At 56.4% G+C, this 24,642-nt stretch carries 27 protein-coding genes; 16 read left to right on the top strand and 11 right to left on the bottom strand.

The window, feature by feature from the left end:
- Positions 1-160 precede the first annotated feature (160 nt).
- The 6 genes from ACN0TS_RS05490 to ACN0TS_RS05465 all read left to right on the top strand — a co-directional run bounded on the left by ACN0TS_RS05490 (position 161) and on the right by ACN0TS_RS05465 (position 5,750).
- Positions 161-1,342: an MFS transporter gene (locus ACN0TS_RS05490; protein ID WP_417258332.1), complete on the top strand. Its 1,182-nt coding sequence runs from the start codon at positions 161-163 to the stop codon at positions 1,340-1,342.
- Between the two features lie 154 nt (positions 1,343-1,496).
- Positions 1,497-2,519, top strand: coding sequence for an aspartate-semialdehyde dehydrogenase (locus ACN0TS_RS05485; RefSeq protein ID WP_417258331.1), 1,023 nt, complete (start codon positions 1,497-1,499; stop codon positions 2,517-2,519).
- Between the two features lie 313 nt (positions 2,520-2,832).
- Positions 2,833-3,033, top strand: a complete 201-nt coding sequence (locus ACN0TS_RS05480; protein ID WP_417258330.1) for a hypothetical protein — start codon at positions 2,833-2,835, stop codon at positions 3,031-3,033.
- Between the two features lie 126 nt (positions 3,034-3,159).
- Positions 3,160-4,812, top strand: coding sequence for a DUF4139 domain-containing protein (locus tag ACN0TS_RS05475; RefSeq protein WP_417258329.1), 1,653 nt, complete (start codon positions 3,160-3,162; stop codon positions 4,810-4,812).
- Between the two features lie 399 nt (positions 4,813-5,211).
- Complete coding sequence (locus tag ACN0TS_RS05470; protein WP_417258328.1) at positions 5,212-5,427, top strand: hypothetical protein; 216 nt, start codon at positions 5,212-5,214, stop codon at positions 5,425-5,427.
- 35 nt (positions 5,428-5,462) lie between these two features.
- The gene (locus ACN0TS_RS05465) at positions 5,463-5,750 is read left to right on the top strand and encodes a hypothetical protein (RefSeq protein WP_417258327.1); all 288 of its coding nucleotides are present in this window, start codon (positions 5,463-5,465) and stop codon (positions 5,748-5,750) included.
- A gap of 24 nt (positions 5,751-5,774) precedes the next feature.
- On the opposite strand, the gene ACN0TS_RS05460 is transcribed toward ACN0TS_RS05465, so the two are convergent.
- Positions 5,775-6,422, bottom strand: a complete 648-nt coding sequence (locus ACN0TS_RS05460; protein ID WP_417258326.1) for a carbonic anhydrase — start codon at positions 6,420-6,422, stop codon at positions 5,775-5,777.
- Positions 6,423-6,581: 159 nt separating this feature from the next.
- Between ACN0TS_RS05460 and ACN0TS_RS05455 the strand changes: the two genes are divergently transcribed.
- From ACN0TS_RS05455 to ACN0TS_RS05445, 3 genes are all read left to right on the top strand, one after another.
- Entirely contained in the window at positions 6,582-6,959 is a 378-nt protein-coding gene (locus ACN0TS_RS05455) for a hypothetical protein (RefSeq protein ID WP_417258325.1), read from the top strand.
- A 135-nt stretch (positions 6,960-7,094) separates the two neighbouring features.
- A complete protein-coding gene (locus tag ACN0TS_RS05450; RefSeq protein WP_417258324.1) occupies positions 7,095-8,477 on the top strand; it encodes a leucyl aminopeptidase family protein in 1,383 nt (460 codons plus the stop codon).
- Positions 8,474-9,286 (top strand): NlpC/P60 family protein, encoded by an 813-nt coding sequence (locus ACN0TS_RS05445; protein ID WP_417258323.1) that lies wholly within the window; start codon positions 8,474-8,476, stop codon positions 9,284-9,286. Before ACN0TS_RS05450 ends, ACN0TS_RS05445 begins: the two co-directional genes overlap by 4 nt.
- Positions 9,287-9,292: 6 nt before the next feature.
- Here ACN0TS_RS05445 and ACN0TS_RS05440 read toward each other — a convergent pair whose 3' ends face one another.
- The 3 genes from ACN0TS_RS05440 to ACN0TS_RS05430 all read right to left on the bottom strand — a co-directional run bounded on the left by ACN0TS_RS05440 (position 9,293) and on the right by ACN0TS_RS05430 (position 10,866).
- The gene (locus ACN0TS_RS05440) at positions 9,293-9,637 is read right to left on the bottom strand and encodes a DUF2794 domain-containing protein (protein ID WP_417258322.1); all 345 of its coding nucleotides are present in this window, start codon (positions 9,635-9,637) and stop codon (positions 9,293-9,295) included.
- A gap of 321 nt (positions 9,638-9,958) precedes the next feature.
- Complete coding sequence (locus ACN0TS_RS05435; protein WP_417258321.1) at positions 9,959-10,252, bottom strand: I78 family peptidase inhibitor; 294 nt, start codon at positions 10,250-10,252, stop codon at positions 9,959-9,961.
- A complete protein-coding gene (locus ACN0TS_RS05430; RefSeq protein WP_417258320.1) occupies positions 10,249-10,866 on the bottom strand; it encodes a TetR/AcrR family transcriptional regulator in 618 nt (205 codons plus the stop codon). The genes ACN0TS_RS05435 and ACN0TS_RS05430 overlap by 4 nt, the downstream gene beginning before the upstream one ends.
- 278 nt (positions 10,867-11,144) lie before the next feature.
- Between ACN0TS_RS05430 and mbfA the strand changes: the two genes are divergently transcribed.
- The 3 genes from mbfA to ACN0TS_RS05415 are packed head-to-tail and all read left to right on the top strand — an operon-like array spanning position 11,145 to position 13,237.
- Positions 11,145-12,122: an iron exporter MbfA gene (mbfA, locus tag ACN0TS_RS05425; RefSeq protein WP_417258319.1), complete on the top strand. Its 978-nt coding sequence runs from the start codon at positions 11,145-11,147 to the stop codon at positions 12,120-12,122.
- Between the two features lie 36 nt (positions 12,123-12,158).
- Positions 12,159-12,617 (top strand): YaiI/YqxD family protein, encoded by a 459-nt coding sequence (locus ACN0TS_RS05420; RefSeq protein WP_417258318.1) that lies wholly within the window; start codon positions 12,159-12,161, stop codon positions 12,615-12,617.
- Complete coding sequence (locus tag ACN0TS_RS05415; RefSeq protein ID WP_417258317.1) at positions 12,614-13,237, top strand: HAD family hydrolase; 624 nt, start codon at positions 12,614-12,616, stop codon at positions 13,235-13,237. Before ACN0TS_RS05420 ends, ACN0TS_RS05415 begins: the two co-directional genes overlap by 4 nt.
- Here ACN0TS_RS05415 and ACN0TS_RS05410 read toward each other — a convergent pair.
- Positions 13,234-14,487 (bottom strand): MFS transporter, encoded by a 1,254-nt coding sequence (locus ACN0TS_RS05410; RefSeq protein WP_417258316.1) that lies wholly within the window; start codon positions 14,485-14,487, stop codon positions 13,234-13,236. The two genes, ACN0TS_RS05415 and ACN0TS_RS05410, sit on opposite strands and share 4 nt — an antisense overlap.
- Positions 14,488-14,597: 110 nt before the next feature.
- On the opposite strand from ACN0TS_RS05410, the gene zapE reads away from it, so the two are divergent.
- Positions 14,598-15,677 carry a cell division protein ZapE gene (gene zapE, locus ACN0TS_RS05405; RefSeq protein WP_417258315.1) on the top strand — a complete coding sequence of 360 codons (1,080 nt, stop codon included), beginning with the start codon at positions 14,598-14,600 and terminating at the stop codon, positions 15,675-15,677.
- An 84-nt stretch (positions 15,678-15,761) separates the two neighbouring features.
- On the opposite strand, the gene ACN0TS_RS05400 is transcribed toward zapE, so the two are convergent.
- The 3 genes from ACN0TS_RS05400 to sfsA form a co-directional block, all read right to left on the bottom strand.
- Positions 15,762-16,847 (bottom strand): TRAP transporter substrate-binding protein, encoded by a 1,086-nt coding sequence (locus ACN0TS_RS05400; RefSeq protein WP_417258314.1) that lies wholly within the window; start codon positions 16,845-16,847, stop codon positions 15,762-15,764.
- Between the two features lie 177 nt (positions 16,848-17,024).
- Positions 17,025-17,840, bottom strand: a complete 816-nt coding sequence (gene map, locus ACN0TS_RS05395) for a type I methionyl aminopeptidase (RefSeq protein WP_417258313.1) — start codon at positions 17,838-17,840, stop codon at positions 17,025-17,027.
- A gap of 66 nt (positions 17,841-17,906) precedes the next feature.
- A complete protein-coding gene (gene sfsA / locus ACN0TS_RS05390; RefSeq protein ID WP_417258312.1) occupies positions 17,907-18,599 on the bottom strand; it encodes a DNA/RNA nuclease SfsA in 693 nt (230 codons plus the stop codon).
- 47 nt (positions 18,600-18,646) lie between these two features.
- Here sfsA and ACN0TS_RS05385 point away from each other — a divergent pair, with 47 nt between their 5' ends.
- From ACN0TS_RS05385 to ACN0TS_RS05375, 3 genes are read left to right on the top strand one after another with little or no spacing between them, the layout of a single operon-like run.
- The gene (locus ACN0TS_RS05385; protein WP_417258311.1) at positions 18,647-19,384 is read left to right on the top strand and encodes a competence/damage-inducible protein A; all 738 of its coding nucleotides are present in this window, start codon (positions 18,647-18,649) and stop codon (positions 19,382-19,384) included.
- On the top strand, positions 19,381-20,109 hold the full coding sequence (locus tag ACN0TS_RS05380; protein ID WP_417258310.1) for a GNAT family N-acetyltransferase: 729 nt from the start codon (positions 19,381-19,383) through the stop codon (positions 20,107-20,109). Before ACN0TS_RS05385 ends, ACN0TS_RS05380 begins: the two co-directional genes overlap by 4 nt.
- Positions 20,099-21,034 carry an OmpA family protein gene (locus tag ACN0TS_RS05375; protein WP_417258309.1) on the top strand — a complete coding sequence of 312 codons (936 nt, stop codon included), beginning with the start codon at positions 20,099-20,101 and terminating at the stop codon, positions 21,032-21,034. The genes ACN0TS_RS05380 and ACN0TS_RS05375 overlap by 11 nt, the downstream gene beginning before the upstream one ends.
- Before the next feature lie 39 nt (positions 21,035-21,073).
- Here ACN0TS_RS05375 and ACN0TS_RS05370 read toward each other — a convergent pair whose 3' ends face one another.
- The 3 genes from ACN0TS_RS05370 to ACN0TS_RS05360 form a co-directional block, all read right to left on the bottom strand.
- A complete protein-coding gene (locus ACN0TS_RS05370) occupies positions 21,074-21,979 on the bottom strand; it encodes a LysR family transcriptional regulator (protein ID WP_417258308.1) in 906 nt (301 codons plus the stop codon).
- 157 nt (positions 21,980-22,136) lie between these two features.
- The gene (locus ACN0TS_RS05365; protein WP_417258307.1) at positions 22,137-24,164 is read right to left on the bottom strand and encodes an FAD-dependent oxidoreductase; all 2,028 of its coding nucleotides are present in this window, start codon (positions 24,162-24,164) and stop codon (positions 22,137-22,139) included.
- Between the two features lie 89 nt (positions 24,165-24,253).
- Positions 24,254-24,640 (bottom strand): hypothetical protein, encoded by a 387-nt coding sequence (locus tag ACN0TS_RS05360; protein ID WP_417258306.1) that lies wholly within the window; start codon positions 24,638-24,640, stop codon positions 24,254-24,256.
- Positions 24,641-24,642 lie beyond the last annotated feature (2 nt).

Below are 24,642 nucleotides of genomic sequence, written 5' to 3'. Positions count from 1 at the left end.
TTCTGGCACATTATTTTCGTGGAGCGAGACGCCCATTGTTTCGCGTTTGAACAGGGTTTTGACGGGATATGCCATGCCGACATCGGGTCAAGGGACTGATTCTTCTGGACAGAGTATGCCGTCTCCTGCATCCAGAGGGCCACAAAAGGGATAAGGTGGCATGGTCAAAGGATTTATTTGGTTAACGTTGGCTTACGGCTTGAGCCAGTTCTATCGCGCCTGTCTCGCTGTCTTTGCGCCAGTCCTCGACGTTGAAATCGGCTTGGGCGCGGATCAGATATCTACGGCCGTCGGGCTGTGGTTCTTGGCGTTTGCTGCGATGCAAATTCCCGTCGGATGGCTCCTTGACCATAAATCACCACGCATGACGGCTGCGGTAATGCTCGCCCTTGGCGGCGGGGGTGGTGCGGTGGTCTTCAGCATGGCTCAAAGCGAACTGTCGATCTATGTCGCGATGATTATGATCGGGATTGGCTGCTCCCCTATTCTGATGACTTCATTTTACATTTTTGCCCGCCTTGCACCGCGTGAACGCTTTGGCACCTTGGCCGGTCTGGTGTTGGGATTGGGGTCTTTGGGCAATGTGGCGGCCTCCGCACCCTTGTCCTTTGCTTTGGTGACGATTGGGTGGCGCGCCTCCATGTTGGTGCTGGCTGCGGTCACGGTTTTGGTGGCGCTTTCGATTTTGCGTCTTGTCGCAGACCCGCCGCGTGTGGTGCGGGATCATACCGCGCCAAAGGCAGGGCTGGGAGAATTGCTCCGTTTGGCCCCACTTTATCCGATCCTCTTGATCGCGATGGTGTCCTATGCCCCAGGCGGCGGGCTGCGCGGCAGTTGGATCGGCGGCTATCTGTCGGATGTCTACGGGTTGGACGCGGCGCAAATCGGCACGGCAACCATCTATATGGCTTTTGCCATGATCGTCGGCAGTTTGGCCTTTGGCCCGATGGACCGTGTGATCAAGAGCCGCAAGCTTATTGTCGCGGGCAGTGGCATCCTGACGACGGCGAGCCTCACGCTTTTGTGGGTGAGCGCAGGAACGTGGCCTGTCGCCTCCGTGGTTTTGTTGTTCATGTCTGTCGGGTTCTTTTCGTCGAGCTATCCGCAAATCATGAACCAAGGGCGCACACTTTTGCCTGAAAACCTCATGGGGCGCGGTGTCACTTTGATCAACCTGTTTTCGATTGGAGGCGTTGGCCTTTTCCAGATTGTTACGGCGCGCCTGTTTGCGCGTGTTGACCATTCGACGGACGTAATGGCCGCTCCTTACGGGGCTGTCTTCGCAACCTTTGCTGTGGCACTCGTGGTCGGGCTTTCCGTTTACATCTTTAGTCGTCGGTAGTCGCTCTTCTGCGTGTGTAGAGGAGCGGTGGAACATGCCAAAAAATGCCCACGATCACCGTGTGGCATAGGGTCCATAATGAATTCTGCCTTTACATCGGGCAAAGATACGCTATCCCCCACGCGTGTCATCTGGACAACAAGGAGTGACCCTGATGGGCTATAAAGTCGTCGTAGTTGGCGCCACGGGTAACGTGGGCCGCGAAATGCTGAACATCCTCGCCGAACGCGAGTTTCCTGTAGATGAGATCACGGCGCTGGCATCGCGCAAGTCTCTCGGCACCGAAGTGAGCTTTGGCGACAAAACCCTAAAGACCCAAGACCTCGCAACATTCGATTTCGCAGGTTGGGATATGGCGCTTTTTGCTGTCGGGTCCGAGGCGACGAAACAGTACGCCCCTATCGCTGCGAAAGCGGGCTGTATCGTCATCGATAACTCCTCGCTCTACCGCTATGATGCGGATGTGCCGTTGATCGTTCCGGAAGTGAACCCAGACGCCATCATGGGCTATTCGAAGAAAAACATCATCGCCAACCCCAACTGCTCCACAGCGCAGATGGTTGTGGCGCTCAAGCCGTTGCATGATCGTGCCAAGATCAAGCGCGTTGTTGTCTCCACCTACCAATCCGTTTCGGGATCGGGCAAAGCAGCAATCGACGAGCTTTGGAACCAGACCAAGGGCATGTATGTCCCGGGTCAGGAAGTCGATCCATCGGTTTATCCCAAACAGATCGCGTTTAACGTGATTCCACACATCGACGTCTTTATGGACAGCGGCGACACCAAAGAAGAATGGAAAATGATCGTCGAGACCAAGAAGATCATTGATCCGTCGATTAAAGTCACAGCGACCTGTGTGCGTGTGCCTGTGTTTGTTGGTCACTCCGAAAGCATCAATATCGAGACCGAAGAGTTCCTTGACGAGGACGAAGCCCGCGACATCTTGCGCGAGTCCCCCGGTATCCTCGTGGTCGATAAGCGCGAAGATGGCGGCTACGTCACGCCCGTGGAATGCGTTGGCGACTTCGCCACCTTTGTTTCGCGTATCCGTCAGGACGTGACCATCGAGAATGGTCTGAACCTGTGGTGCGTGTCCGACAACCTGCGCAAAGGCGCGGCGCTCAATGCGGTTCAGATCGCAGAGCTTCTGGGGCGTCGGGTTCTGAAAAAGGGCTAAGACGGTCGTTTCGATCTGTTAAGACTTTTGAGAAAGGGCGCGGTTTTCGCGCCCTTTTGCATGAGTGATTCTCTCTGGTTGTGCGAGTGTGGACACAATCCCGTCGTGCTTGCGCGTAGTTTCACATGAAATCGGGTCGAGTGCGCGTCTGAAAAGCGTCACGTTAAAGCACTGATTTTAATGCGATTGTAGCGAGGAGTCGCAAAGGTTCGACGAATTCTCTTAAAAGTCTATTCATAGAAAGGGCAAAAGATCGGCCGTAATATGGTCTTCTCAACACAAGCCATGACGAAGTAAGAGAGAAGGTGAAGGAATGTTCAGAGTAACGTTCAATTTCAAAAAACGCCTTGGGGCCGATGAGACGTTTGATGTCGAGACGAAGGTGGTTCCCGATCGTCGCGGGGATTGGGTGCGCGAAGAAACCCGCCTCACACGCGAGGAAGTGTGCCGCACCTTCAAAGACAAACCGTGGTTGCAGGATCATGATCCTAAATACGGGCGTTCGGCATCGTAGCCATCGCAGTCGTTTCGTATAGGCGAACCCTTGCCGTTTCGGGCAACCGCTGCCCAGCACACGGAAAATTTGGTTGCACCCGACATATAGTCATTGAAATCTGTCCTCCAGAAAGAGGAGGACATTATGCCCCTGCACCCCCGCGTTATATCCGCCATTGCCACATCACTTATTGCCCTGTCTCCCGCCATCGCTCAGGCAGAGGTGTTCACCGCACAAAGCACAGTCTCCGCGGCAACCCTCTACCCCAACGGGGCTGAGATTACCCGTACAGCGCGTCTTCAGATGCCTGCAGGCCATCACGAGTTGCGCCTCACCGACATTCCCTATCAAACCGTTCAGCCCCTCACTCAAAGCCTACGGGCGGAGTTGAAGAACGCGGTGCTTGGACCTGTGAGTGTACGTGCTGCGACATCGCCGCAATCCGAGAGCGGATCGCCACAGGCGCAGGCCGCACAGGTGGTTCTCAACGCCGCCAAAGATACGCTCGCCCAGCTAAAGGCCCAGAAGGTCGCTGCATTGGATGAGGTCCAAGCTGCGCAAGACAGCCTCGATTTCCTGACCCGTCTGAAAGCACCCAGTGGTGCCACAGCGGCGGATTTGGCGCAAACAGCCGCAATGATCCGCGAGCAATCTTCCGCAGCGCGCGTGGAGAAGGCACAGGCACAGGCGCGCGCTGATGCCTTGGTCGAGGAAATAGCGGATGCCAAAGCGGCCGTAGAGGCTGCCAAATCCGATTTGGCCCGCATCGCCGCAACAGACCTGTCCCATGTGACCGTTACGTTGCATGTCGAGGTGCCCCAGGAAGCCGAAGTGTCCGCTGATCTGATCTATCCCGTGAATGACGCAGGATGGGTGCCAAGCTATACTGCGCGTCTAGATACGGTAACGGGAGAGATGCAGCTTGAGCGCGGCGTAAAGGCCGTTCAGGCGACGGGCGAGGCGTGGTTCGACGTCGATCTGGCGTTCTCCACAGAACGTCCTGACCGCCGCACCGCTCCGTCACAAGTGTCTCCGCTCATTCGACGTTTGTTTGATCCTGAAGAGCTTCGTCCTGTGGCGCGTACGATGGCGGCAGACAGCATGGATGTTCAAGGCGTGATGGCGGAAGAAATGGCGCCGCCGCCAATGATGACGAAGTCCGCAGCGCCCCAATCCTATGGTCTGAGCCTGACCTATACTTTGCCAAGCGCCCAGACGCTCTATTCCAACGCTGATGAAACCACAGAGTTCGCTTTGAGTACGGTCGAGGTCGCCCCTGATGTGACTGTGCGTGCCGTGCCACTCTATGAGGCGACGGGCTATGTCGTGGCCGAGTTTGAAAACGAAAGCGGCGAGGTTCTTTTGCCTGGCGAGATGCGCATGTACCGCGATGGGGCCTTTATTGGGCAAAGCTACATCGACACCATCGCCGCAGGGCAGGATACGGAACTGGCTTTTGGCGCGGTGGATGGCATTCAGGTATCACGTGTGGTTCTCACTCGTAACGAGGGCGACCGTGGCATGATCCGTAAATCCAACGAAATGGAAAGCGCGGTGCGCCTGACTGTTGAAAACCTCACGGACCGTGCATGGCCAATTGAGGTGGTTGATCGGGTTTCCGTGGCAGAGCAAGAGGATCTGAAAATTGAATGGACCTCGACCCAAGAGCCAACTGAAGTCAGTGCCGACGACAAACGTGGTGTATTGACGTGGGCCTTTGATCTGGTGCCTTCGGGGGAGTGGTCCACCGAAGTGACGGAAAAATTGACGTGGCCCGAGGGGCAACAGCTTCGTTAGTGCGATCGCGCGACGAAGACATACACGCACAGCTTTAGGGAGAGCGGGGTCAATTCGACCCCGCTTTTCGCGTATTTGGACGTACCGTGATTCGTTTGAATTCCTGCGAATTTTAAGCATGACACAATGCTGCCAGATTGCCGCCGTGAAGCTGCCCGCAGGGCGCCACGGGAGTGTACCGACTTTAACCACGCCAAAGAGGGTAGGACAAATTTTACCTTTTGGATTTCCCTGTGGTGGGCCGATTCTAACCCATTGAAATCTATGGGTGTAAAGTCCCCATCATCTGAATTGTGTGCGCTTTGTATCAAATTTGAAAAATCATGAAATACGCCTGAGTTCACTTCTGTGGTCCCATAAATCCAAGAGTTCAAACAGCCGTACCGAGAGGATGGACACATGATCAAGTTGTTGAAAACCGCACAGCAGACCGTCGACACACGGAGCGCGACAGTTCTCAACTGGGACGTGCGTGCCGACTATGCATCTGGAACACCCGCGAACCATAATCTGACGCGAGAGGCGCGTGAGGGAAATGTCGTTCCTCTTACCACCTACATGTCGGAGCCGGATTTCCGCCCTGACCTTGGCGCACGTATTTCAATCGCGGCTTAAGGCCACGCACAGACATTTCGAAAAGGAAAACGACCATGAATGACTTTATTGCAAAAGCACGCGAAAACCGGATCGTTGCACTTAGCCTGCATCGCAATGGCACAATGATGTTCTTTCCCGAGACCGACATTGACCCACAAGGCAACATGTCCGAATTGGAAACGCGCCGCGCAATGATGCAGGTCTCAAAGCCGATGTTCGTCCGCTCACAGAGCCTTGCCGGTTCCGCGATCATCGCGACGCCAGACCATGCAACGGTCGCCAACGCGCCGAACGAACCCTTTGTCCTGACCCAAGAGTTGGCTGTTACTAACGCCGCATAGAACTGCGGCGCTGACCTTGAACAATCAGATCTGAACGAAGCTATCGACCTCGGGATCATACTGATGCAATTCGCCCTCGGCTATGTCGGTCCACAACCCGTGAATGCTAAGATCACCGCTCTCCACGGCGGCGCGGACAAACGGAAAGGTCATCATGTTCTCAAGCGAAATGAGAACGGATTCTTTTTCCAAGGCGCGCATAGGATCGGATTCATCCCTTGCCAGGACGCGTTCATACCCAGGGCGAAGGATTTCCATCCAGCGCCCGACAAAGGATGACTTTTCTTCAAGCTCTGGCGCATTGCCCGAACACATCTCATGGCAGCCCTCGACGCCACCACAGCTTGAGTGGCCGAGAACGACAATGTGGGCCACTTTCAAATTGACCACAGCATATTCGATTGCGGCCGATGTCCCGTGGTGGTCGCCTTGTTCCTCGAACGGTGGGACAAGGTTTGCAATGTTGCGGTGAATGAAAAACTCGCCTTGGTCGGCTCCAAAGATGGATGTGACATGAACACGGCTATCACAACACGAAATGACCATAGCGCGGGGGCGCTGACCCTCGGTCGCGAGACGGCGATACCAAGCGCTATTCTCTGAATAGGTCGTTGCTTTCCAACCGTGATAACGTTGCACCATATAGGCTGGTAGCGGCTTCGCGTTCTTCATCGTGTGTCATCCCTCACAGGTTCAAAGAAATTTCCGAGAATGTAGTGAAATTTTTGCGGACTTCGAAGGAAGAAATGATCCCGCATTAAACCTTTTCTTGAATGCTTCGGGTCAAAGTCAGGTTATTGCGTGGGGGCGCATGGAATATTGGGGAAAATTATGGTGGTAGCTAAATTGCGGCTAGAGGGTAACGTCCATCTTGATCGAGAACGACTCGATCAGCTTTACGCACAATTGGGCCCTACAGGTGCCGAGGGTATTGTGAACCGCGCTATGGAAGAGCTCGCAGTGCGGTTGGCCAAGGTCGAAAGTTGTCATCGAAAGGGACAACTCGAGGAATTGCAACGTGCGGCGCGGTCCATGATTGCAATCTCGGAGCAGATCGGAATGGTGACATTCGCGCAAGTCGCCGCGAGTGTGAGCGCTTTGGCCGTTACCGATGATGGCACAGCTCTTGCTGCTACGGTGGAGAGGCTTATGCGGATTGGAGAAAATTCTCTTTTAGCAGTGTGGGACCTGCAAGGCGCATCCATTTAGAAAGGGATGTCGTCGAAACATTGGGCAGGCCGTCCTATTCTAGGGGTGGATGGCTTGCCTCGTGTTTTCGTTCCTGCTTGCAGGTGGCATCGGAAGGATTAGGGTGGTGTAAATGCACCCAAAAAGAGCCTGATCATGTCCTTGACGTTTGCCCCGTCCTCCGCAAATTCCCTCCCGCTTTATCTTGTCACGCCTGACGGGCTCGACGCGATTAAAGCGCGGCTGACCGCCACCCAGTCCCAGTGGATTGAAGCGCACGGGTTCACGGGGAAATTGGGAGAGGTCTGTGTTCTTCCCGACGAGAACGGGATCGCGGGAGCTATTGCGGGGCTTGGTACTGAGGCTGCTCGCCAACGGACGCGATTTGCACTTGGCGCTGTGCGCTCGAAACTGCCTGAGGGGGTCTTTCATCTTGAGACCGACCTGACGGGGACCGCATTGAATGAGCAAGCACTCGGCTGGCTTCTTTCTGGCTACGTGTTCGATAAATACACATCTGCCAAAACCCCCAAGGCACGGCTTGTCGCGCCTGGTGGAATAGATGCTTTGCGTCTCGAGACGATCGCCGCAGGGGAAGCATTGACCCGCGATCTTATTAATACGCCTGCTTCCGATATGGGGCCGGATGAATTGGAGGCCGCTGCCCATAGTGTAGCGGATCGGTTCGATGCAAATGTATCGGTCGTTAAAGGAGAGGCACTACTCACCCAGAATTTCCCGATGATCCATGCTGTTGGTCGCGCCTCTCCGCGCGCGCCGCGCCTGATTGACATGACTTGGGGGCAAAGCGGACCGAAACTAACCCTTGTGGGGAAGGGGGTTTGCTTTGATACGGGCGGCCTCAACATCAAGCCAGGGGCCTCTATGGGCTTGATGAAAAAAGACATGGGAGGCGCGGCTACGGTTCTTGGCCTAGCGCAAATGATCATGGCGCTTGGCTTGGATGTTCAGCTGCGCGTGTTGATCCCCGCCGTCGAAAATTCGATCTCGGGTGAGAGCTTCCGTCCGCAAGACATCCTGACCTCGCGCAAGGGGCTGACAGTTGAGATAAACAACACCGATGCCGAAGGCCGTCTTGTTCTGGCTGACGCTTTGGCGCTCGCGGACGAAGGGGATGCCGATTTGATAATCTCGATGGCAACATTGACGGGGGCAGCGCGAGTTGCGGTCGGTCCCGATCTCGCGCCCTTCTACGCCTCGACGCCAAAGGATGTCGCCGCCGTGATGGCGGGGGCCGCCAATGCCGCCGACCCTGTGTGGCAAATGCCGTTTTGGGAGCCGTATGAAAAGATGATCGAACCCGGAATTGCCGATCTCGATAACGCACCCTCTGGGGGATTTGCGGGGTCAATTACGGCGGCGCTGTTCCTGCGTCGTTTCGTGTCGCAAACACCGCGCTATATGCATTTCGACATTTACGGCTGGAACCCTGCGGCGGCACCTGCGCGCCCCAAAGGCGGGGTGGGTCAGGGCGCGCGCGCTCTGCTTGATGCACTTTCAGACCTGTTGCCGCTATGACTGATCGTCGCCTCACTCCCGCCAACAGTCGCGTGGCCTTAGCGGGATTTGCCGCACAGGGGCAAACGGTTGTCGAGCCTGTTACGGCATGTGTTTGTGTCCCTGTGGCTGATCTGCGCGCTGCACCGGATGGCGCACGTGACCGGCAATTGTTGCATGGTGAGCTATTCGATGTGTTGGAGCGCCATGATGGGTGGGCCTTTGGTCAGTCCCAAAAGGATGGCTACGTGGGCTATCTATCAGAGGCGGATATCGGAGCGGCGCAGACGGCAACGCATATGATTTCCGTGCGAGCGACGCACCTATACCCGACTGATGATTTCAAATCCGAAGCTGTTGCATCGCTTTCGTTTGGCAGTCGTATTCATGTGGTGGATGAGCGCCGCAAGTTTATGGAGGTCGAAGGCGGTCTATTCGTGCCTAAACCCCACATCCGCCCGATTGATCGGCCCTTCACCGATCCTGTTACCATCGCTCAACTGTTGTTCGGGACGCCGTACCTTTGGGGTGGAAACTCGGCCTTCGGCATTGATTGTTCGGGGTTGGTGCAAGCGGGCCTTTTGGCCTGTGGCATCCCTTGCCCCGGAGATAGCGATCTACAGATGGCGTTGGGTGCGGAGGCGCAAGGTGATTATCAGCGCGGAGACCTGATTTTTTGGAACGGGCATGTGGCGATGTGCGTTGACAGTGAGGTGCTTATCCACGCCAACGCCTATCATATGGCCGTGACCTATGAGCCGATTGCGAAAGCTATTGCACGGATTGCGGCGCAGGGCGACGGGTCTGTCATAGCGCACCGACGGCTTTGAGCGGGGTCATTCGACAGCGCGGATAAGTTTGCGGTCAAAGTAGCGCAATACCACCGCCAAATCGTGTCCGCGTTTGAGAATTTGACCATCCATGGAGATAACGGAGTACATGCCTTGACGGTTGCGCAGTCGCGGGCGTTTTTCGACGCGGTAAATGGGGTGTTCTGCGGTGCGTCGAAAAATCGAGAATACCGCAACGTCCTTTAAAAACGACATCCCGTAGTCCCGCCATTCTCCCGCGGCGACGAAGCGCCCGTACATACCGAGAATCACACCAAGTTCGCGTCGGTCAAAGGCGACCTTTTCATCGGTGGGCTTGTTGGGGAAAGGAGTGGGTGTTTGTACGGTCATATGAAAAGACTGTGGCTATTTCCTCGATGAATCAAGGGAGAATGCGAGAACTGTTCGAGCTACGTGATCAGTTGCCTCAGTTGCGCCACAAAAAGACCCGTCGATTATCGTTTTCGTTCCCCGCTTTGGCCTGCATTACAGACGAAAACTATAGCCACGGAGCGAAACGCTTTGCCCCGGTGCTGCGGTTTAACAGCCCCCACCCAGTTCGCAGCGCCGGGGGGTTTCCTCTAAACGAACAAACTAAGCCGGGATCGCAACGTGCGTCCCGGCTTTTATTTTTGTTGAGGGTACTTGGTCTGTCGGGGTGGGTTGATGGAGCTACCCACACCATGCCCGTACAATGCGTCCGTCTTCGTCGAGATCAATATTGGTTCGATCAAGGCGGTAGTCCCGTGTCATAACGGCATTCGGCGGAAGTATCCGCACGGGATCGGGCAATGAAATTGTATCAAGCGCGCTTTTATCCTTGCCGAAAAGAGGCGTCACAATGTCCTTGGCGCAACTCTCGGCCACGGGGGTGGGATCTTGTTCGGCGGGCGTCGGCATTGCGGTCTCCTCTTGGCACGCGCTGAGTGCGGTTAGGATGGTGAGGCAAAGTGCGAAACGAGTCATGGGGTCACCCGATAAGCTGCGAGGAACATGCGTACGGCAGATGCAATGATCCGGTTACGTTCGTCGACGTCGAAGGTGCAAGCGGCATCGAAGGTGCAACAGGCCACTGAACGGACTTTGCACAGTTCGGCAAATTGCTCCGCCGCAAGCTCAATGTCGTCAATGTCCAATTCGCCACGCGCGGTACAGCTTCGCAAATAGGCGGCGATGCGATCCCGCACCAGCATTGGCCCGCTCTCATAGAACTTGCGGCCTATTTCGGGAAAGCGTTCGCTCTCCGCGACAGCGGTGCGGAAAATGGCTTGTCCGAAATCCGACAGCATGTAGTCCACCAGTTTGCGCCCTATGATGGGCAAAAGAACCTCGGGCGGTGCGCCCATGTCCAATTCTCCCGCCCCTTCATCGGCTTGTCGTTTCATTTCGCGGCTTGCGATTTCGATGAACAAAACGCGCTTGTCGGGGAAGTAGCTGTAAAGGGTTGCTTTGGAGACACCAGATTCGCGGGCGATATCGTCCACGGACGCCCCTTCGAATCCGTCCCGCAGAAAGACGGTCCGTGCCCCTTCGACAACTTGGTCGAACTTGCGGCCTTTTTTGATTTCTGCGCTGTGCACCGGTTTGTCACTCCTGCTTTTCTTTGGACAATAGCGACTTAATAACGCGTGGCAAAGCGACTTCCCGAAGCGTAAAAAGTGGCAGACCCGAAGGCCTGCCTAGTGCTCGACAGGGATGTCGATCGTCATGCTGCGAGGAGATCTCTCACGGCACAATTCAGAAACTAAACTGATTGGTTTAGTTCGGCAAGAAGAAACTGAACTGATCAGTGTAGTTATGTGTCTTGCGGGATAACGTTGAAGCAACTACTTTAGAATAATTCTAAGTGGAGATAGAGATGATCCCCGGCTTTGCAAACAGACGCAAATTCTCCGATCTGACGGAGCAAGAAATTTTGGCCCTCGCGATTTCCTCCGAGGAAGATGACGCGCAAATCTATCGTCTCTATGCCGAACGACTTCGCAAGGATTTCCCCGATAGCGCCTTGGTCTTTGACGGTATGGCTGCCGAAGAAGATGGCCACCGCGCCGCGCTTATCGCCCTGCATAAGCGGCGCTTCGGGGATGTCATTCCGCTGATTCGCCGCGAACATGTGTCGGGCTATTATGCGCGTAAACCTGTGTGGTTGATTGAAAATCTCGGCCTCGAACGGATGAGGGCGGAAGCACGGGCGATGGAGCAAGGGGCCGAAGCCTTCTACCGTCGGGCTGCTGCCCAGACCACGGACGCGGACACGCGCAATCTGCTTGGTGAACTTGCTGCCGCAGAAGCGGGCCATGGCAAACGGGCAGAAGAATTGGAAGCCGAACATCTTGGCGCGGACGCACGCACTCGCGAAGACGAAGATGCGCACCGTAAATTTGTGCTGACTTGGGTGCAGCCGGGACTTGCGGGCCTTATGGATGGGTCCGTGTCCACGCTCGCGCCGATCTTTGCGACTGCCTTTGCCACGCAAGATACCCATACGACCTTTCTCGTCGGCTTGGCCGCATCCGTTGGTGCGGGGATTTCGATGGGCTTCACGGAAGCTGCCCACGATGACGGCGTGATCTCGGGTCGTGGTTCTCCGATCAAACGTGGCCTCGCTTCCGGTATCATGACGATGGTCGGCGGGCTTGGGCACGCTTTGCCCTATCTGATCCCTGATTTCTGGACAGCAACAATAATCGCTTTGGTGGTTGTCTTCGTCGAACTTTGGGCCATCGCGTGGATTCAGAATAAATTCATGGAAACACCCTTTATGCGAGCCGCTTTTCAGGTTGTGCTTGGTGGCGCTCTGGTATTCGCTGCGGGGGCACTTATCGGTGGGGGATGACCCGCGCCGAATGTTCCAATTTACGAAAGCGACCCCGTGACGAAAATCTACATTGATGCCGATGCCTGCCCCGTCAAAGAAGAGGCTGAAAAAGTCGCAACGCGTCACAAAATCCCGTGCTTGTTCGTGTGCAATGGCGGGCTGCGGCCATCGCCTAATCCCTTTGTCGAAATGGTGTTTGTCCCAGATGGGCCGGACGTGGCCGACATGTGGATCGCTGACCGTGCGGGGCGCGGTGATGTGGTCGTGACGGGTGACATCCCTCTCGCGGCGAAAGTGGTCGAGGCAGGGGCACGCGTCATCAAACACAACGGTGAGCCGCTCACGCAGGCCAATATCGGCAACGTCTTGGCCACACGCGATCTCATGGCCGATCTTCGCGCAGCCGATCCGTTTCGCCAAGGGGGCGGAAAGCCGTTTTCCAAAGCCGACCGCTCGCGGTTCCTCGACGGATTAGACCGCGCCATTCAAGCCGCAAAGAGAGACATAGCATGACCATTGATGTGGTGATATTTGATATCGGAAACGTGTTGATCGAGTGGCAGCCCGAGCGGCATTACGATGCCACTATCGGTGAGGAGCGACGCAAGGAGATGTTCGCGGCGATTGATCTTCATGCGATGAATGACAAGATCGATACGGGCGCACCGTTTCGCCAGACCATCGAGCGGGCCGCAGAAGAAAACCCTGCGTTTCGCGACGAAATTCTCATGTGGTACTTTGACTGGATCAAGATGGCAGCCCCCGCCATTCCGCATTCGGTCGCGTTGCTACGGGCGCTGCGGGCCAAGGGTGTTCGCGTTATTGCGCTGTCAAACTTCGGCATCGAGAGTTTCGAGTTTGCGGAAACCAAATACCCGTTTTTGATCGAGTTCGATAAAACCTACGTCTCTGGACGTATGGGCTGTGTCAAACCACACAGCCTCATTTATGAAATGTTGGAAGCAGGGGAAACAGCGCAACCTGACAGGTTTCTGTTTGCCGATGACCGCCAAGACAACATTGATATGGCCGCAAGCCGAGGCTGGCAAACGCACCTGTTTGAGGGGCCCAAAGGGTGGGCTAAACGACTGGTCCGAGAGGGGCTGCTCACCGTAGATGAGGCAGGGCTTTAAGTCAGCGCCTTCGCTACGCGCTGCCCCAATGGAATCTCTTTGATCGGTAGATGCACGATCGCGGAAAACGCGCCAACGCCCACACCGACCCACCAGACAGCGGTGTAGCTGCCATAGATGTCATAGAGCCTACCGCCGAGCCACACGCCGAGGAATGCACCCAATTGGTGTGAGAAAAAGACGATCCCGTAGAGCGTCCCCATGTAGCGCAGCCCGTAGATATGCGCGACGAGGCCCGAAGTGAGTGGTACCGTGGCGAGCCAGAGTGCTCCCATCACGACGGAGAAAATCAGCACCGAGGTGGGTGTGATCGGCAGGAAAATGAAGGTGGCGGCCGCAATGGTCCGCGCGACGTAGATCCCGGCAAGAAGGTATCGCTTGGAATACCTGTAGCCCAAATAGCCCGCCATCAGTGTCCCGCCAATATTCGCCAGACCGATGAGCGAGATCGAGATTGCGCCGAGCGCTGAGGTCGAGGTGACACCAATAGCCGCAAGCGTGCCCGAGGGATCAATCGCACCGCACATTTCAGTGACGAGAGCGGGAAAGTGCGCAGTGATAAAGGCAAGCTGATAGCCGCAGGAAAAGAAGCCCAGAAAGATCAGGGTATAGCTTGGATCGCGGAAGGCCTTGCCAAGGATCGCACCAAGGCTTTCTTCCAACTCGGCTTTCGAGGCGGGTTGTGGCGCGCGCATGAGCGGCAGCGCCAGAAGCGACACCAAAATGGCGGCGGCAAACAAGAGGAAAACATCTTGCCACGGCATGAAGGACAAGAACCATTCCGCGAGCGGAGCACCAAACACTTGCCCCGCCGACCCCGCAGCGGTTGCAATGGCGAGCGACATTGAGCGGTTTTGGTCTGAAGAGGCACGGCCCACAACGGCGAGAATGACGCCAAAACCTGTGCCTGCGATGCCGAATCCTACGAAGATTTCAAAGAATTGATGCCCCTCGGGCGTGACGGCAAAGGAGGACAGGACCAAGCCCGCCGCATAGGTCAAGGCGCCTAGGATGATGGCCTTGCGGTCGCCCATCCGTTCCGCAATGGCGCCGAATATCGGTTGCCCGAACCCCCACGCAAGGTTCTGAATCGCAATCGCCATTGAGAACTCGGCGCGGGGCCAGTTGAATTCGGAGGCGATGGGAATTTGGAACACGCCAAAGGACGCACGGATCGAAAAGCTGATGATCATAATGAGACAACCGCCGATCAGGACGGGTGTGAACAATGGCGTGCGTGCGTCGGACATATTTGTCTCCTTTGCGCCAGATGTCGGTCACGGAGCGAATTGCGTCAATCAAAACATTGGCATGGTGTGGATCACCTTTCCTTATGATGCGCCGCGCGATAAGGGAAGATATGGAAAGTTTGACTGACATTTACGCGGCAAAGGTCGCATCTGGTGCGCTGACGGCGGACCCTGCGCAAGAGGCTGTATTGCCCTTGTTTGATGAGGTTCGTGACGCGCTGCGAGCCGCGCCACGCGGCAAAAAGGGGCTGCTGTCCCTGATTGGTGGGCGCAAGCCGCCACCACAGATCAAAGGATTGTATTTGTGGGGCGGTGTCGGTCGCGGGAAATCCATGCTGATGGACCTTTTCCACGAATATAGCCCCGTTCCCTCGCGCCGCGTGCATTTCCACGCCTTTATGCAAGAGGTGCAAGCAGGCATCCATGCTGCCCGCCAAAAAGGTGTAGAGGACGCCATTGCGCCCGTGGTCGAAGAGGTTGCCAAGGATATTCGCTTGTTATGTTTCGACGAAATGCAGATCACGGATATCGCCGACGCAATGATCGTCGGAAGGGTGTTCGAAGGGTTATTCAAGCGGGGTGTGACGGTCGTCACCACCTCCAACCGCGTGCCTGATGATCTATACAAAGACGGGTTGAACCGACAGTTGTTTCTACCGTTCATTGCGCTCATCAAAGAGCGCCTGACGGTCCATTACCTGCATTCGCCCGTGGATTACCGCCAAGGGCGTTTGACAGGCACACCCGTCTATTTCCATCCCGTCGATGACACGGCTCGGGCTGCGATTTCGAGTATCTGGGATGACCTGACGGGCGGGCAAACCGAGGGGCTGACGCTTCAGGTTCAGGGCCGCGATGTAGTCTTGCCGCGGTTTCACAACGGTATTGCGCGTGCGACGTTTTGGGATTTATGCGCACAGATGTATGGCCCCGCCGATTATCTCGCTATTGCCGATGCGGTAAAGCTCCTGATTTTGGAAGAAGTTCCTCGCCTGTCGCGCACCAACTTCAATGAGGCCAAGCGGTTTGTGACTTTGGTGGATGCGCTCTACGAGGCCCATGTGCGTTTGATTGTGAGTGCGGTGGACGAGCCGGAGCGGCTTTACATCGAGGGGGCGGGTGCGTTTGAATTTGAGCGCACAGCCTCGCGATTGCGCGAGATGCAGGATGCCAATTGGGGGCAGGAGTAAAGTTTTCCACGCCGTGATTTGCGTTAGTTACTTCATTACAAAGGCCGCCCTGTAAGGCGGCCTTTGTCGTGTTTGGGGTTTGGGTTACTTGCCTGAAACCGTGATCGCGGCTCCGCGTGTGTCGATCCAAGGATGCGATGCCAAAGCCGCTTCCATTGCTGCATTGGCGTCATCGACAAGCTTTTGGCCGTCAAAGCCCTTGGCGGTCATGTCGGCAATCCATTCGGCCGTGACCTCATCGCCAAGCGCACGAATTTTTGCGGTTTCTTCTTCGCTCAGCACGGCGATGGTGTTGTCGCTTGCTCCGATCTCGACGAGACCATCTTCGTCGCCACGATCATAAGCCGCACCCGACCATTCCGATGCCATCAGGCCCGAATTGGCGTCAATCACGGCCTTAAGGTCATCGGGCAGGCTGTCGTACTTCGCTTGGTTCATTGCCCAGATAAAATAGAGATTGTAGAAGGACCGGTCACCCGCAACATCAGTGTGGCTGTCGGTCAATTCGTCGAGCTTCAAAGACGGTGCCATTTCAAAAGTGATCACACCACCGTCCAACACGCCCTTGGCGAGAGCTTCGGGAAAGGCGGGGACGGGCATACCAACTGGCGTTGCGCCAAGTTTGCTCAACAGGAGCGTCGAGGTGCGGGTCGGTGCACGTAGTTTCAGACCTTTCAGATCTTCCACAGTTTCAAGGGCAGGGCCCTTTTTGTGGACGAGGCCTTCGCCGTGCATGTGTGCCGCTAGAACTTTTACGTCCTTGAAGTCGTCCATGAGATGTTTCTGCGTAAATTCCCATGCGGCGATGGAGGCCAATTCGCCCGATTTCGCAGTCATGAAGGGAAGTTCCATCGCTTCGACTTCGGGGAAACGCCCTGGTTGATAGCCGGGGATGACCCAACCGCCATCAATCGCGCCATCGCGGATGAGGTCGTATTGGTCAGGGGCTTTGCCACCTAGCTGCATCAAAGGATACATCTCGATTTTGATCCGCCCGCCAGATTCTTTTTCGATCTTGTCGGCCCAAGGCTGCATAAAATACATCGGAGAACCCGAAGCGGGAGATACGAAGTGCTGAAAGCGGAGCGTGACCTCTTGAGCGTACGCGCCGACGGTTGTGGCGGTCGCAGTCAGGGCCGCAAGGGCCACGGATTTCAAAAGCATGTTCATGGGCAAGCCTCCTTCTCAGGCTGGGGCTGCGGGTGGTTGACCCGCGGTCAATTCCAATGTGGGAACTGGCTACCTCAGTTGCAAGTTATTCGCAAGAAGGAATAGGTAAATTTATCTGACCTTTCGGTCAAATACCTGATTTGAGGCGACTTTCGTAAACTTTACCGCGTGTGAACCTTACACGTTATAGGTCGGGTGGAAGCGACCAGTGGGCGACAAAGTGAAGATTTCACACCCGTAAGCGGTCACACCTATTGAATGCTCGAACTGTGCGGACAGAGACTTGTCACGTGTCACTGCGGTCCAGTCATCGGCCAGAACCTTGGTCTCGGGGCGGCCAAGGTTGATCATAGGTTCGATGGTAAAGAACATGCCTTCTTCGAGAACGGGACCCTGACCTGCGCGGCCATAGTGCAAAACATTTGGCGGAGCGTGGAACACGCGGCCCAGACCGTGACCGCAAAAATCACGCACAACCGACATGCGCTGTGCTTCGGCATAGGTTTGGATTGCATGGCCGATATCGCCAAAGGTATTGCCCGGCTTGACCATGTCGATGCCTTTGAACAGGGCGTCGTGGGTGACTTGGATCAGGCGCTCGGCTTTGCGCGACAGCTTGCCTGCGACATACATCCGCGAGCTATCCCCGAACCAACCGTCCTTGATCACGGTGATGTCGATGTTGACGATGTCGCCGTCCTTGAACTTCTTCGCGCTCGGGATGCCGTGACACACAACGTGATTGATGGAGATACAGGTCGCGTGCTTGTAGCCTTTGTAGCCAATGGTGGCGGATGTGGTGCCAAGTTCGGTCACGCGCCGTTCCACAAAGGCATCGACCTCTTCGGTCGTGGTGCCGGGAATGACGAGATCGGCGACCTCATCTAGAATCTGTGCGGTGATCTGACCTGCGGCATGCATACCCGCAAAGTCTTCTGCCTCGTGGATTCGAATGCCATCTTTGGTGATGCGGCCGTGATGCGTGTCGTCCAAGAACTCTCTCCATTCGCTTTGGCCCCCATATAATCCTTTGTGCGAAAAAGGGCTAGTGGCGAAGGGTCACATGATGCAAATCCGCGTGGGGTCGAGTGTGATTGCCTGTGGTGAGGCCTGAATATGGCAGACCATTACCTCAACGCCCGCCGCTCGTGCGGCCTGTTCGGCGGCAGCATAGATGGGGTCGATATCGGCGGCAGGGCGGAACCTGTCACAATCTGTGCGACTCACCAGATATAGCATGACGGCGCGGTCTCCCTCGCCGACACGCGCGGACAATTCACCCAGATGTTTGGCCCCGCGCGCGGTTTTGCTATCGGGGAATTCGGCCAAACCTGCCTCACGGCTTAAGGTGACGGATTTTACCTCGACCCAAATCTTGCCACCGTTTTGCGTGATCAGAAAATCCGCACGTGAGTTTTCACCATACTTCACCTCGGCGCGGACATCGCCCTCTAGACCCGCCATCTCTCCAGCCTCAAGGGCTTCCTTGATTACGCGGTTGGCGATGCCTGTATCGACCACAACCGTCGCACCCGCCACTTCGACAAGGCGCAGACCGTATTTCAGTTTCTTTTTGGGATCATCATTAGGCTCGACCCAGACGCGCAGGCCTTCATCGGCCAGCCCCATCATCGAGCCGGGGTTGGGGCAATGGGCCGTGACCTCGCGTCCGTCGGGCAAACGGATATCGGCGAGAAAGCGTTTATAGCGACGGATCAGGGTCGCAGGGACGAGTTCGGTTTGAAAGCGCATGGCGACAGGCCTATACCGAAAGGCAAGCCCTTCTCAAGGAGAGACATATGTCCGCACCGACTCCCAACCCAACCGCAGCCATTCTTGTCATCGGGGATGAAATCCTGTCGGGCCGCACCCGCGATGCCAATATGTATTATCTCGCAGGGGAGCTCGCGAAGGTCGGCATAGACCTCAAAGAGGCGCGAGTGGTCTCCGATGATAAAGAGGCGATCGTGACGGCGGTGCGTGCCCTCTCAGACAGTTACATTCATGTGTTCACCTCTGGCGGCATCGGCCCGACCCATGATGACATCACCGCCGATTGTGTGGCCGAGGCGTTCGGTGTCTCAATTGATGTGCGTGAGGATGCCCGCGCTCTTTTGGAAGCGCATTACGCCTCACGCGGGGCGGAGTTCAATGACGCACGGATGCGCATGGCGCGGATTCCCGATACGGCGACACTTATCGAAAACCCTGTTTCCATTGCTCCAGGGTTCACAGTTCAAAACGTCCACGTCATGGCGGGCGTCCCAAATGTGTTCCAAGCAATGGTGGCTTCAATCCTTCCAACCCTGACTGGCGGATCGCCCCTACTATCACAGACCTACCGCGTCGACCGCCCTGAGAGCGCGGTGGCCGAGCCGTTGGGGGACTTGGCTGCGCGCTATCCTGATCTCTCGATGGGATCGTATCCGTTCACGCGCGATGGTGCGTATGGCACGAATATAGTGATCCGCGGAGCCAATGGCGCACAGGTCGATGCGGCGATGATCGAACTGGCCGCGCTCTTTCCAAAGGCATGATCTCGGACGATACCCTCTGGGCAGCGCTTGAGGCGACTTGGCCGCCTGTATCCTGCGAGCGGTTTGGTCCGTTTGTGTGGCGCGAGGGCGCGGGTGGCGGACAGCGTGTGTCGGCAGCCTCCGCTTCGGCTCCCGTGTCCGCGGATCAGCTTGATCGAATTGAAGCGAGGTTCAACTCCTTAGGGCGTGATCCCCTGTTTCAGGTAAGAGACAACAGCGTCGCATTTGATCGGCTGCTTGACGAGCGGGGTTATGATGTCGTCGATCCGACGGTTCTGATGCTTGCTCCGATTGATAGGTTTCCAATGGAGGTGCCCGATAAGGTCTACACCAGTTGGCCTCCCGTTGCGGTGCAACGTGAGATTTGGGCAGAAGGTGGGATCGATGCCGAACGAGTTGCGGTTATGGAGCGGGTTTCCTGTGCCAAAACCTCCCTATTGGCGCGACTTGGCGATGCGCCCGCGGGGGCGGGATTTGTCGCCGTTAGCAATAGGATTGCCGTTGTTCATGCGCTCGAGGTCAATGTTTCAGCCCGCCGTCATGGCGTGGCGCGTGCGATGCTTGCTCTGGCGGCCTATTGGGCACGAGAGCAGGAGGCGACACACCTTGCACTTCAGGTCACACAGGCCAATGCGGCCGCTGTGTCGCTCTATTCTTCGCTTGGAATGAAGGCGGTGGGTCAGTACCATTACCGCAAAAGGAGCAGTCCCCCTCGTGAAACGTAAGTTTGGTGCCAATCCCATTGTTATGGCTGCATGTTCGGTATGGTTCGGCGTCTCTGCCGCTGCTCTGGATTTACCAGCCTCCGCGCTGTTGACGGCGTCCAATGTCGAGACCAAAGAAGCTAATTTCCCAAGCACCGCTTTTCAGGGCGGGACGGCAAAGTTTGCGACGGCCAAGGGGCAGATCACAAGACGAGCTTATAAAATTTCTGGATCAAGCCTGACCAGTTTTCAACTGATCGAGCCGCTAAAGGTGCAGTTGCAAGATGAGGATTTCGAAATTCTGTTCGCCTGTGCCGATACGGTCTGTGGCGGGTATGATTTCCGTTATGCTTTGGACCTGTTGCCGCCGCCCGATATGTTTGTTGATCTCGGCAATTTCCAATATCTGCTCGCCGCGCATCCTGATGGGCGATATGTCTCGGTCATTACGAGCCGCGCGGCACAGGCGGGCTTTGTGCAAATCACGACAGTCACACCAAAAGACATGGTCGTCGATGATGCGCCGCGGGCCTCCATCCCAATGGCTCAGGTCAATCCGACATCCGATTTGCCTTTGATTGAGCAACTGACGGGGATGGGGCATGTTGCCCTTGACGATCTGGCGTTTGAAACGGGTTCGTCCCAACTTGGCGCGGGGCCGTTTGTCTCTTTGTCGACATTGGCCACCTACCTGAAAAACGCACCGGAAGCGCGGGTCGTTTTGGTTGGGCACTCGGATAATGTCGGCGGGTTGGCGGTCAATGTCGCGTTGTCAAAGCAACGCGCGGCCTCTGTGAAAAAACGTCTAATCGAGGCGCATGGCGTCGCGGCATCGCAACTCGGGGCCGAAGGTGTCGGCTATCTGGCACCGCGCACCACGAATGCCACCGAAGAGGGGCGTAACACGAACAGAAGGGTCGAAGCGATTCTCGCTCCGACCCAGTAAGACTGCAGGTGTAGAATTGTCATTGGCGGCGTGGTTATATCACCACTTGTTTGGACCTTTTTCCGCGAAGGAATGCACGAGGAAATCGATGAATGCGCGCACTTTCGGTTGGGTAAATCGACCCGGTGGGTAGACGGCGTAGATGCCTTGAGTTTCTGCGGGAAGGTCGGGAATGGCCACTTCGACCAAGCCTTTCTCCAGTGCATCCGCGTAGAGGAAGGAAGGCAAATAGGCGATGCCAAGACCAGAGATTGCCGCGTTCAAAAGTGACTGACCATCATTGACGGTAAGCCACCCTGCTGTCCGCACCTGACGTTTTTCACCAGACGGTGCCGTGAGTTTCCACACGGCTGCGTTTGCCTGATTTCCGTAGTGCAACAACTTATGGTCGTTGAGGTCGTCGATTTTTTGCGGTCGTCCGTATTTCTGGAAATACGATGGTGAGCCCACCATCATCTTTGTGGTTTCAGTGAGCTTGCGTGCCCGCAGGGTACTGTCCTCCAATTCGCCGATACGAATGGCCATATCGAAGCCTTCGGAGATCAATTCCACGTAGCGGTTGTTCAACACCATGTTCACGTTGATGTCGGGGAATTCCGACAGGAAATCACCCAAAACGGGAGACAGGTGGTTTACACCGAAATCCGTGGCAACCGAGATACGCAACAGACCCGAAGGGTCCGATTGCATTGAGCTGACAAGTGCGTCTGCTTCGCCCGCATCATTGAGCACGCGACGGGCGCGATCATAATAGGCCAGACCGATTTCGGTCGGACTGACGCGCCGCGTTGTTCTGTTGAGAAGGCGCGCGCCTAGGCGGGCCTCCAGTGAAGACACGTGCTTGGATACGGCAGACTTTGAAATCCCCATTTTCTTCGCAGCGTCCGTAAAGCCGCCTTGGTCCACAACCGTGGCAAAGGCTTCCATTTCGGTCAATCTATCCATGTATTCTACCTGCAGTATCTTTCTGATTGCAGATGAACATGCCGATCAATTCGGGCAACAATGGGGTGAGCGAGGGACAATAGCGTGATCAATTCACTGATCGTTGCGGTGGTGGAAACGCGGAAATAATGCGTTTCCACCTAATAATTTCAAAGATTTAGAGCGTCGCGGCGAGACGTGCGCCCTGATCTATGGCGCGTTTTGCGTCAAGCTCTGCGGCGACATCCGCACCGCCGATCACATGCACTTTGCGTCCCTTTTCCTCTAAGGAGTCGGCAAGGGATCTGTCGGAAATCTGGCCTGCACAGAGCACGATTGTGTCGGCTTCGATCAATTCGCGCTCGCCATTTTTGGTGATCACAATGCCGTCCCGTGTGATTTCCTCATAGTTCGCTCCGCCTAGCATCCGCACGCCTTTCATCTGCAGGGTCGCGCGGTGAATCCAGCCCGTAGTCTTGCCCAGCCGCTTGCCTGGTTTCTCTGCTTTGCGTTGTAGCAAAGTCACCTCACGCGTGGGTGCATCTGGGTTCGGGCCGTCGGGGGACAGGCCGCCACGGTCAGTTCTGGGATCGGTGATACCCCATTCCTGTTTCCATTCTGCAATGTCGAGCGTGGGGCTGTCGTCTGTGGTGAGGAACTCGGCCACGTCAAAGCCAATTCCGCCCGCGCCTATGATGGCGACGCGTTTGCCAACAGCGACTTTGTCGCGCAGCACGTCGATGTAGGAAACGGTGTTGCCATGCGCGTTTTGTCCTGCGATTTGCGGATCACGCGGCACGACGCCTGTGGCAATCACAACCTCGTCGAACCCGTCGAGCGTGTCGGCAGTGACTTCCGTTCCGAGGCACACTGTTACGCCCGCGTGAGAAACCGCGTTGTTGAACCAGTCCACAAGGCCGTGGAATTCTTCCTTTCCAGGAACCTGACGTGCCATGTTGAGTTGACCACCCAAGCGGTCAGCGCGATCAAAGAGCGTCACGGAATGGCCGCGCTCGGCGGCGACAATGGCCGTCATCAGCCCCGCAGGCCCCGCGCCAACAACGGCGACGGATTTAGCGGTGGAGACGGGAGCGTAAACGAGATCCGTCTCGTGGCAGGCGCGTGGGTTCACAAGGCATGAGGTGAGTTTGCCAGAGAAGGTATGGTCAAGGCAGGCTTGGTTGCAGGCGATGCAGGGCGCGATTTCATCGGCTTTGCCCGCTTCGGCTTTGTTGACAAAATCAGGATCGGCAAGGAACGGACGTGCCATCGACACCATGTCCGCGCAGCCATCCGCCAACACGCTTTCGGCGACATCAGGATGATTGATGCGGTTGGAGGTCACGATCGGGATGGACACTTCGCCCATCATTTCCTTGGTCACAGAGGCAAAGGCGGCGCGGGGCACAGAGGTGGCAATGGTTGGCACGCGGGCCTCATGCCAGCCGATGCCTGTGTTGAGGATCGTGGCACCAGCGGCCTCGACCGCTTTGGCGAGCATTACGACCTCGTCCCATGTCGAGCCGTTGGGGATCAGGTCGATCATCGAGATGCGGTAGATAAGTATGAAATCAGGACCAACGGCGGCGCGGGCGCGTTTGACGACCTCTACGGCAAAGCGCATGCGGTTCTCGTAGGGGCCGCCCCACTTGTCCTCGCGCTTGTTGGTATGGGTGACGAGGAACTGGTTGATGAGGTAGCCTTCGCTCCCCATGATTTCGACCCCGTCATAGCCGGCTTGTTTGGCGCGAGCGGCCGCAGTGGCGTAGTCCGCGATCTGCTTTTCGATCCCCGCTTCGTCAAGCTCTTTGGGTGCAAAGGGCGAGATGGGGGATTTGATGGCGGAGGGGGCAACGCATTCGTGGCTATAAGCGTAGCGACCAGCGTTGAGAATCTGCATTGCGATCTTGCCGCCCTCGGCGTGAACGGCGTCCGTCACACGACGATGGTTGGCGATGTCTTCGTCGGTATAAAGTCCCGCAGCACCGGGAAAAACGCCGCCTTCGGAATTAGGAGCCATGCCGCCCGTGACGATCAGCCCAACGCCGCCTTTCGCGCGGGCGCTATAGAATGCGGCAACAGCATCCCAATCTTTGCGCTCTTCGAGACCTGTGTGCATTGACCCCATGAGGGTGCGGTTGCGCAGGGTTGTAAATCCGAGATCAAGCGGTGCGAGTAGATGTGGGTAAGTGGTCGAATGTGTCACGTGGATGGCCTCCCTATCGCGGCCACTTTGCGCACTGCGCGATGGCCTGTCACGTTGAACGCGGCGTCAGATCGGACAAGGTGGTGATGTCAGACGGCATCCGTCTCGATGCAGTGACGGCGAAACGCGCGTTTGAGCATATCGAGTTCGGCGCGCATGAGGTCGATCTCCGCACGCACGTCATCACTTACACTGTCGCCTGCCAGAACCACACAGGAACCAAGCGGCTCTCCCGTCTCGCGGTTCGTGAACAAGAAGGTCTCGACCCCGTCGTTGATCAAGTCGCTCGGAATGAAGAATTGGAACGCGTATAGGCCCGCACGCTCGGGGATCTCGATCAGGGTATGACCCGCGATGGGTTGATCGCGGTGTGTCACCTGAATTTCGGGCGCTTCGGCGTCGGGATCGGAAAGGGTCAAAACGCCCTCCCAAATGCCGGCTTTCAGACTGGTTTTGATAAGCTTTGCTTCGGCCACGG

This window comes from Celeribacter sp., assembly GCF_048266405.1.
In the GTDB taxonomy this organism is placed as follows: domain Bacteria; phylum Pseudomonadota; class Alphaproteobacteria; order Rhodobacterales; family Rhodobacteraceae; genus Celeribacter.
The sequence above is the reverse complement of the archived record's forward strand: the minus strand, read 5'-3'. Positions and strand labels throughout refer to the sequence as shown.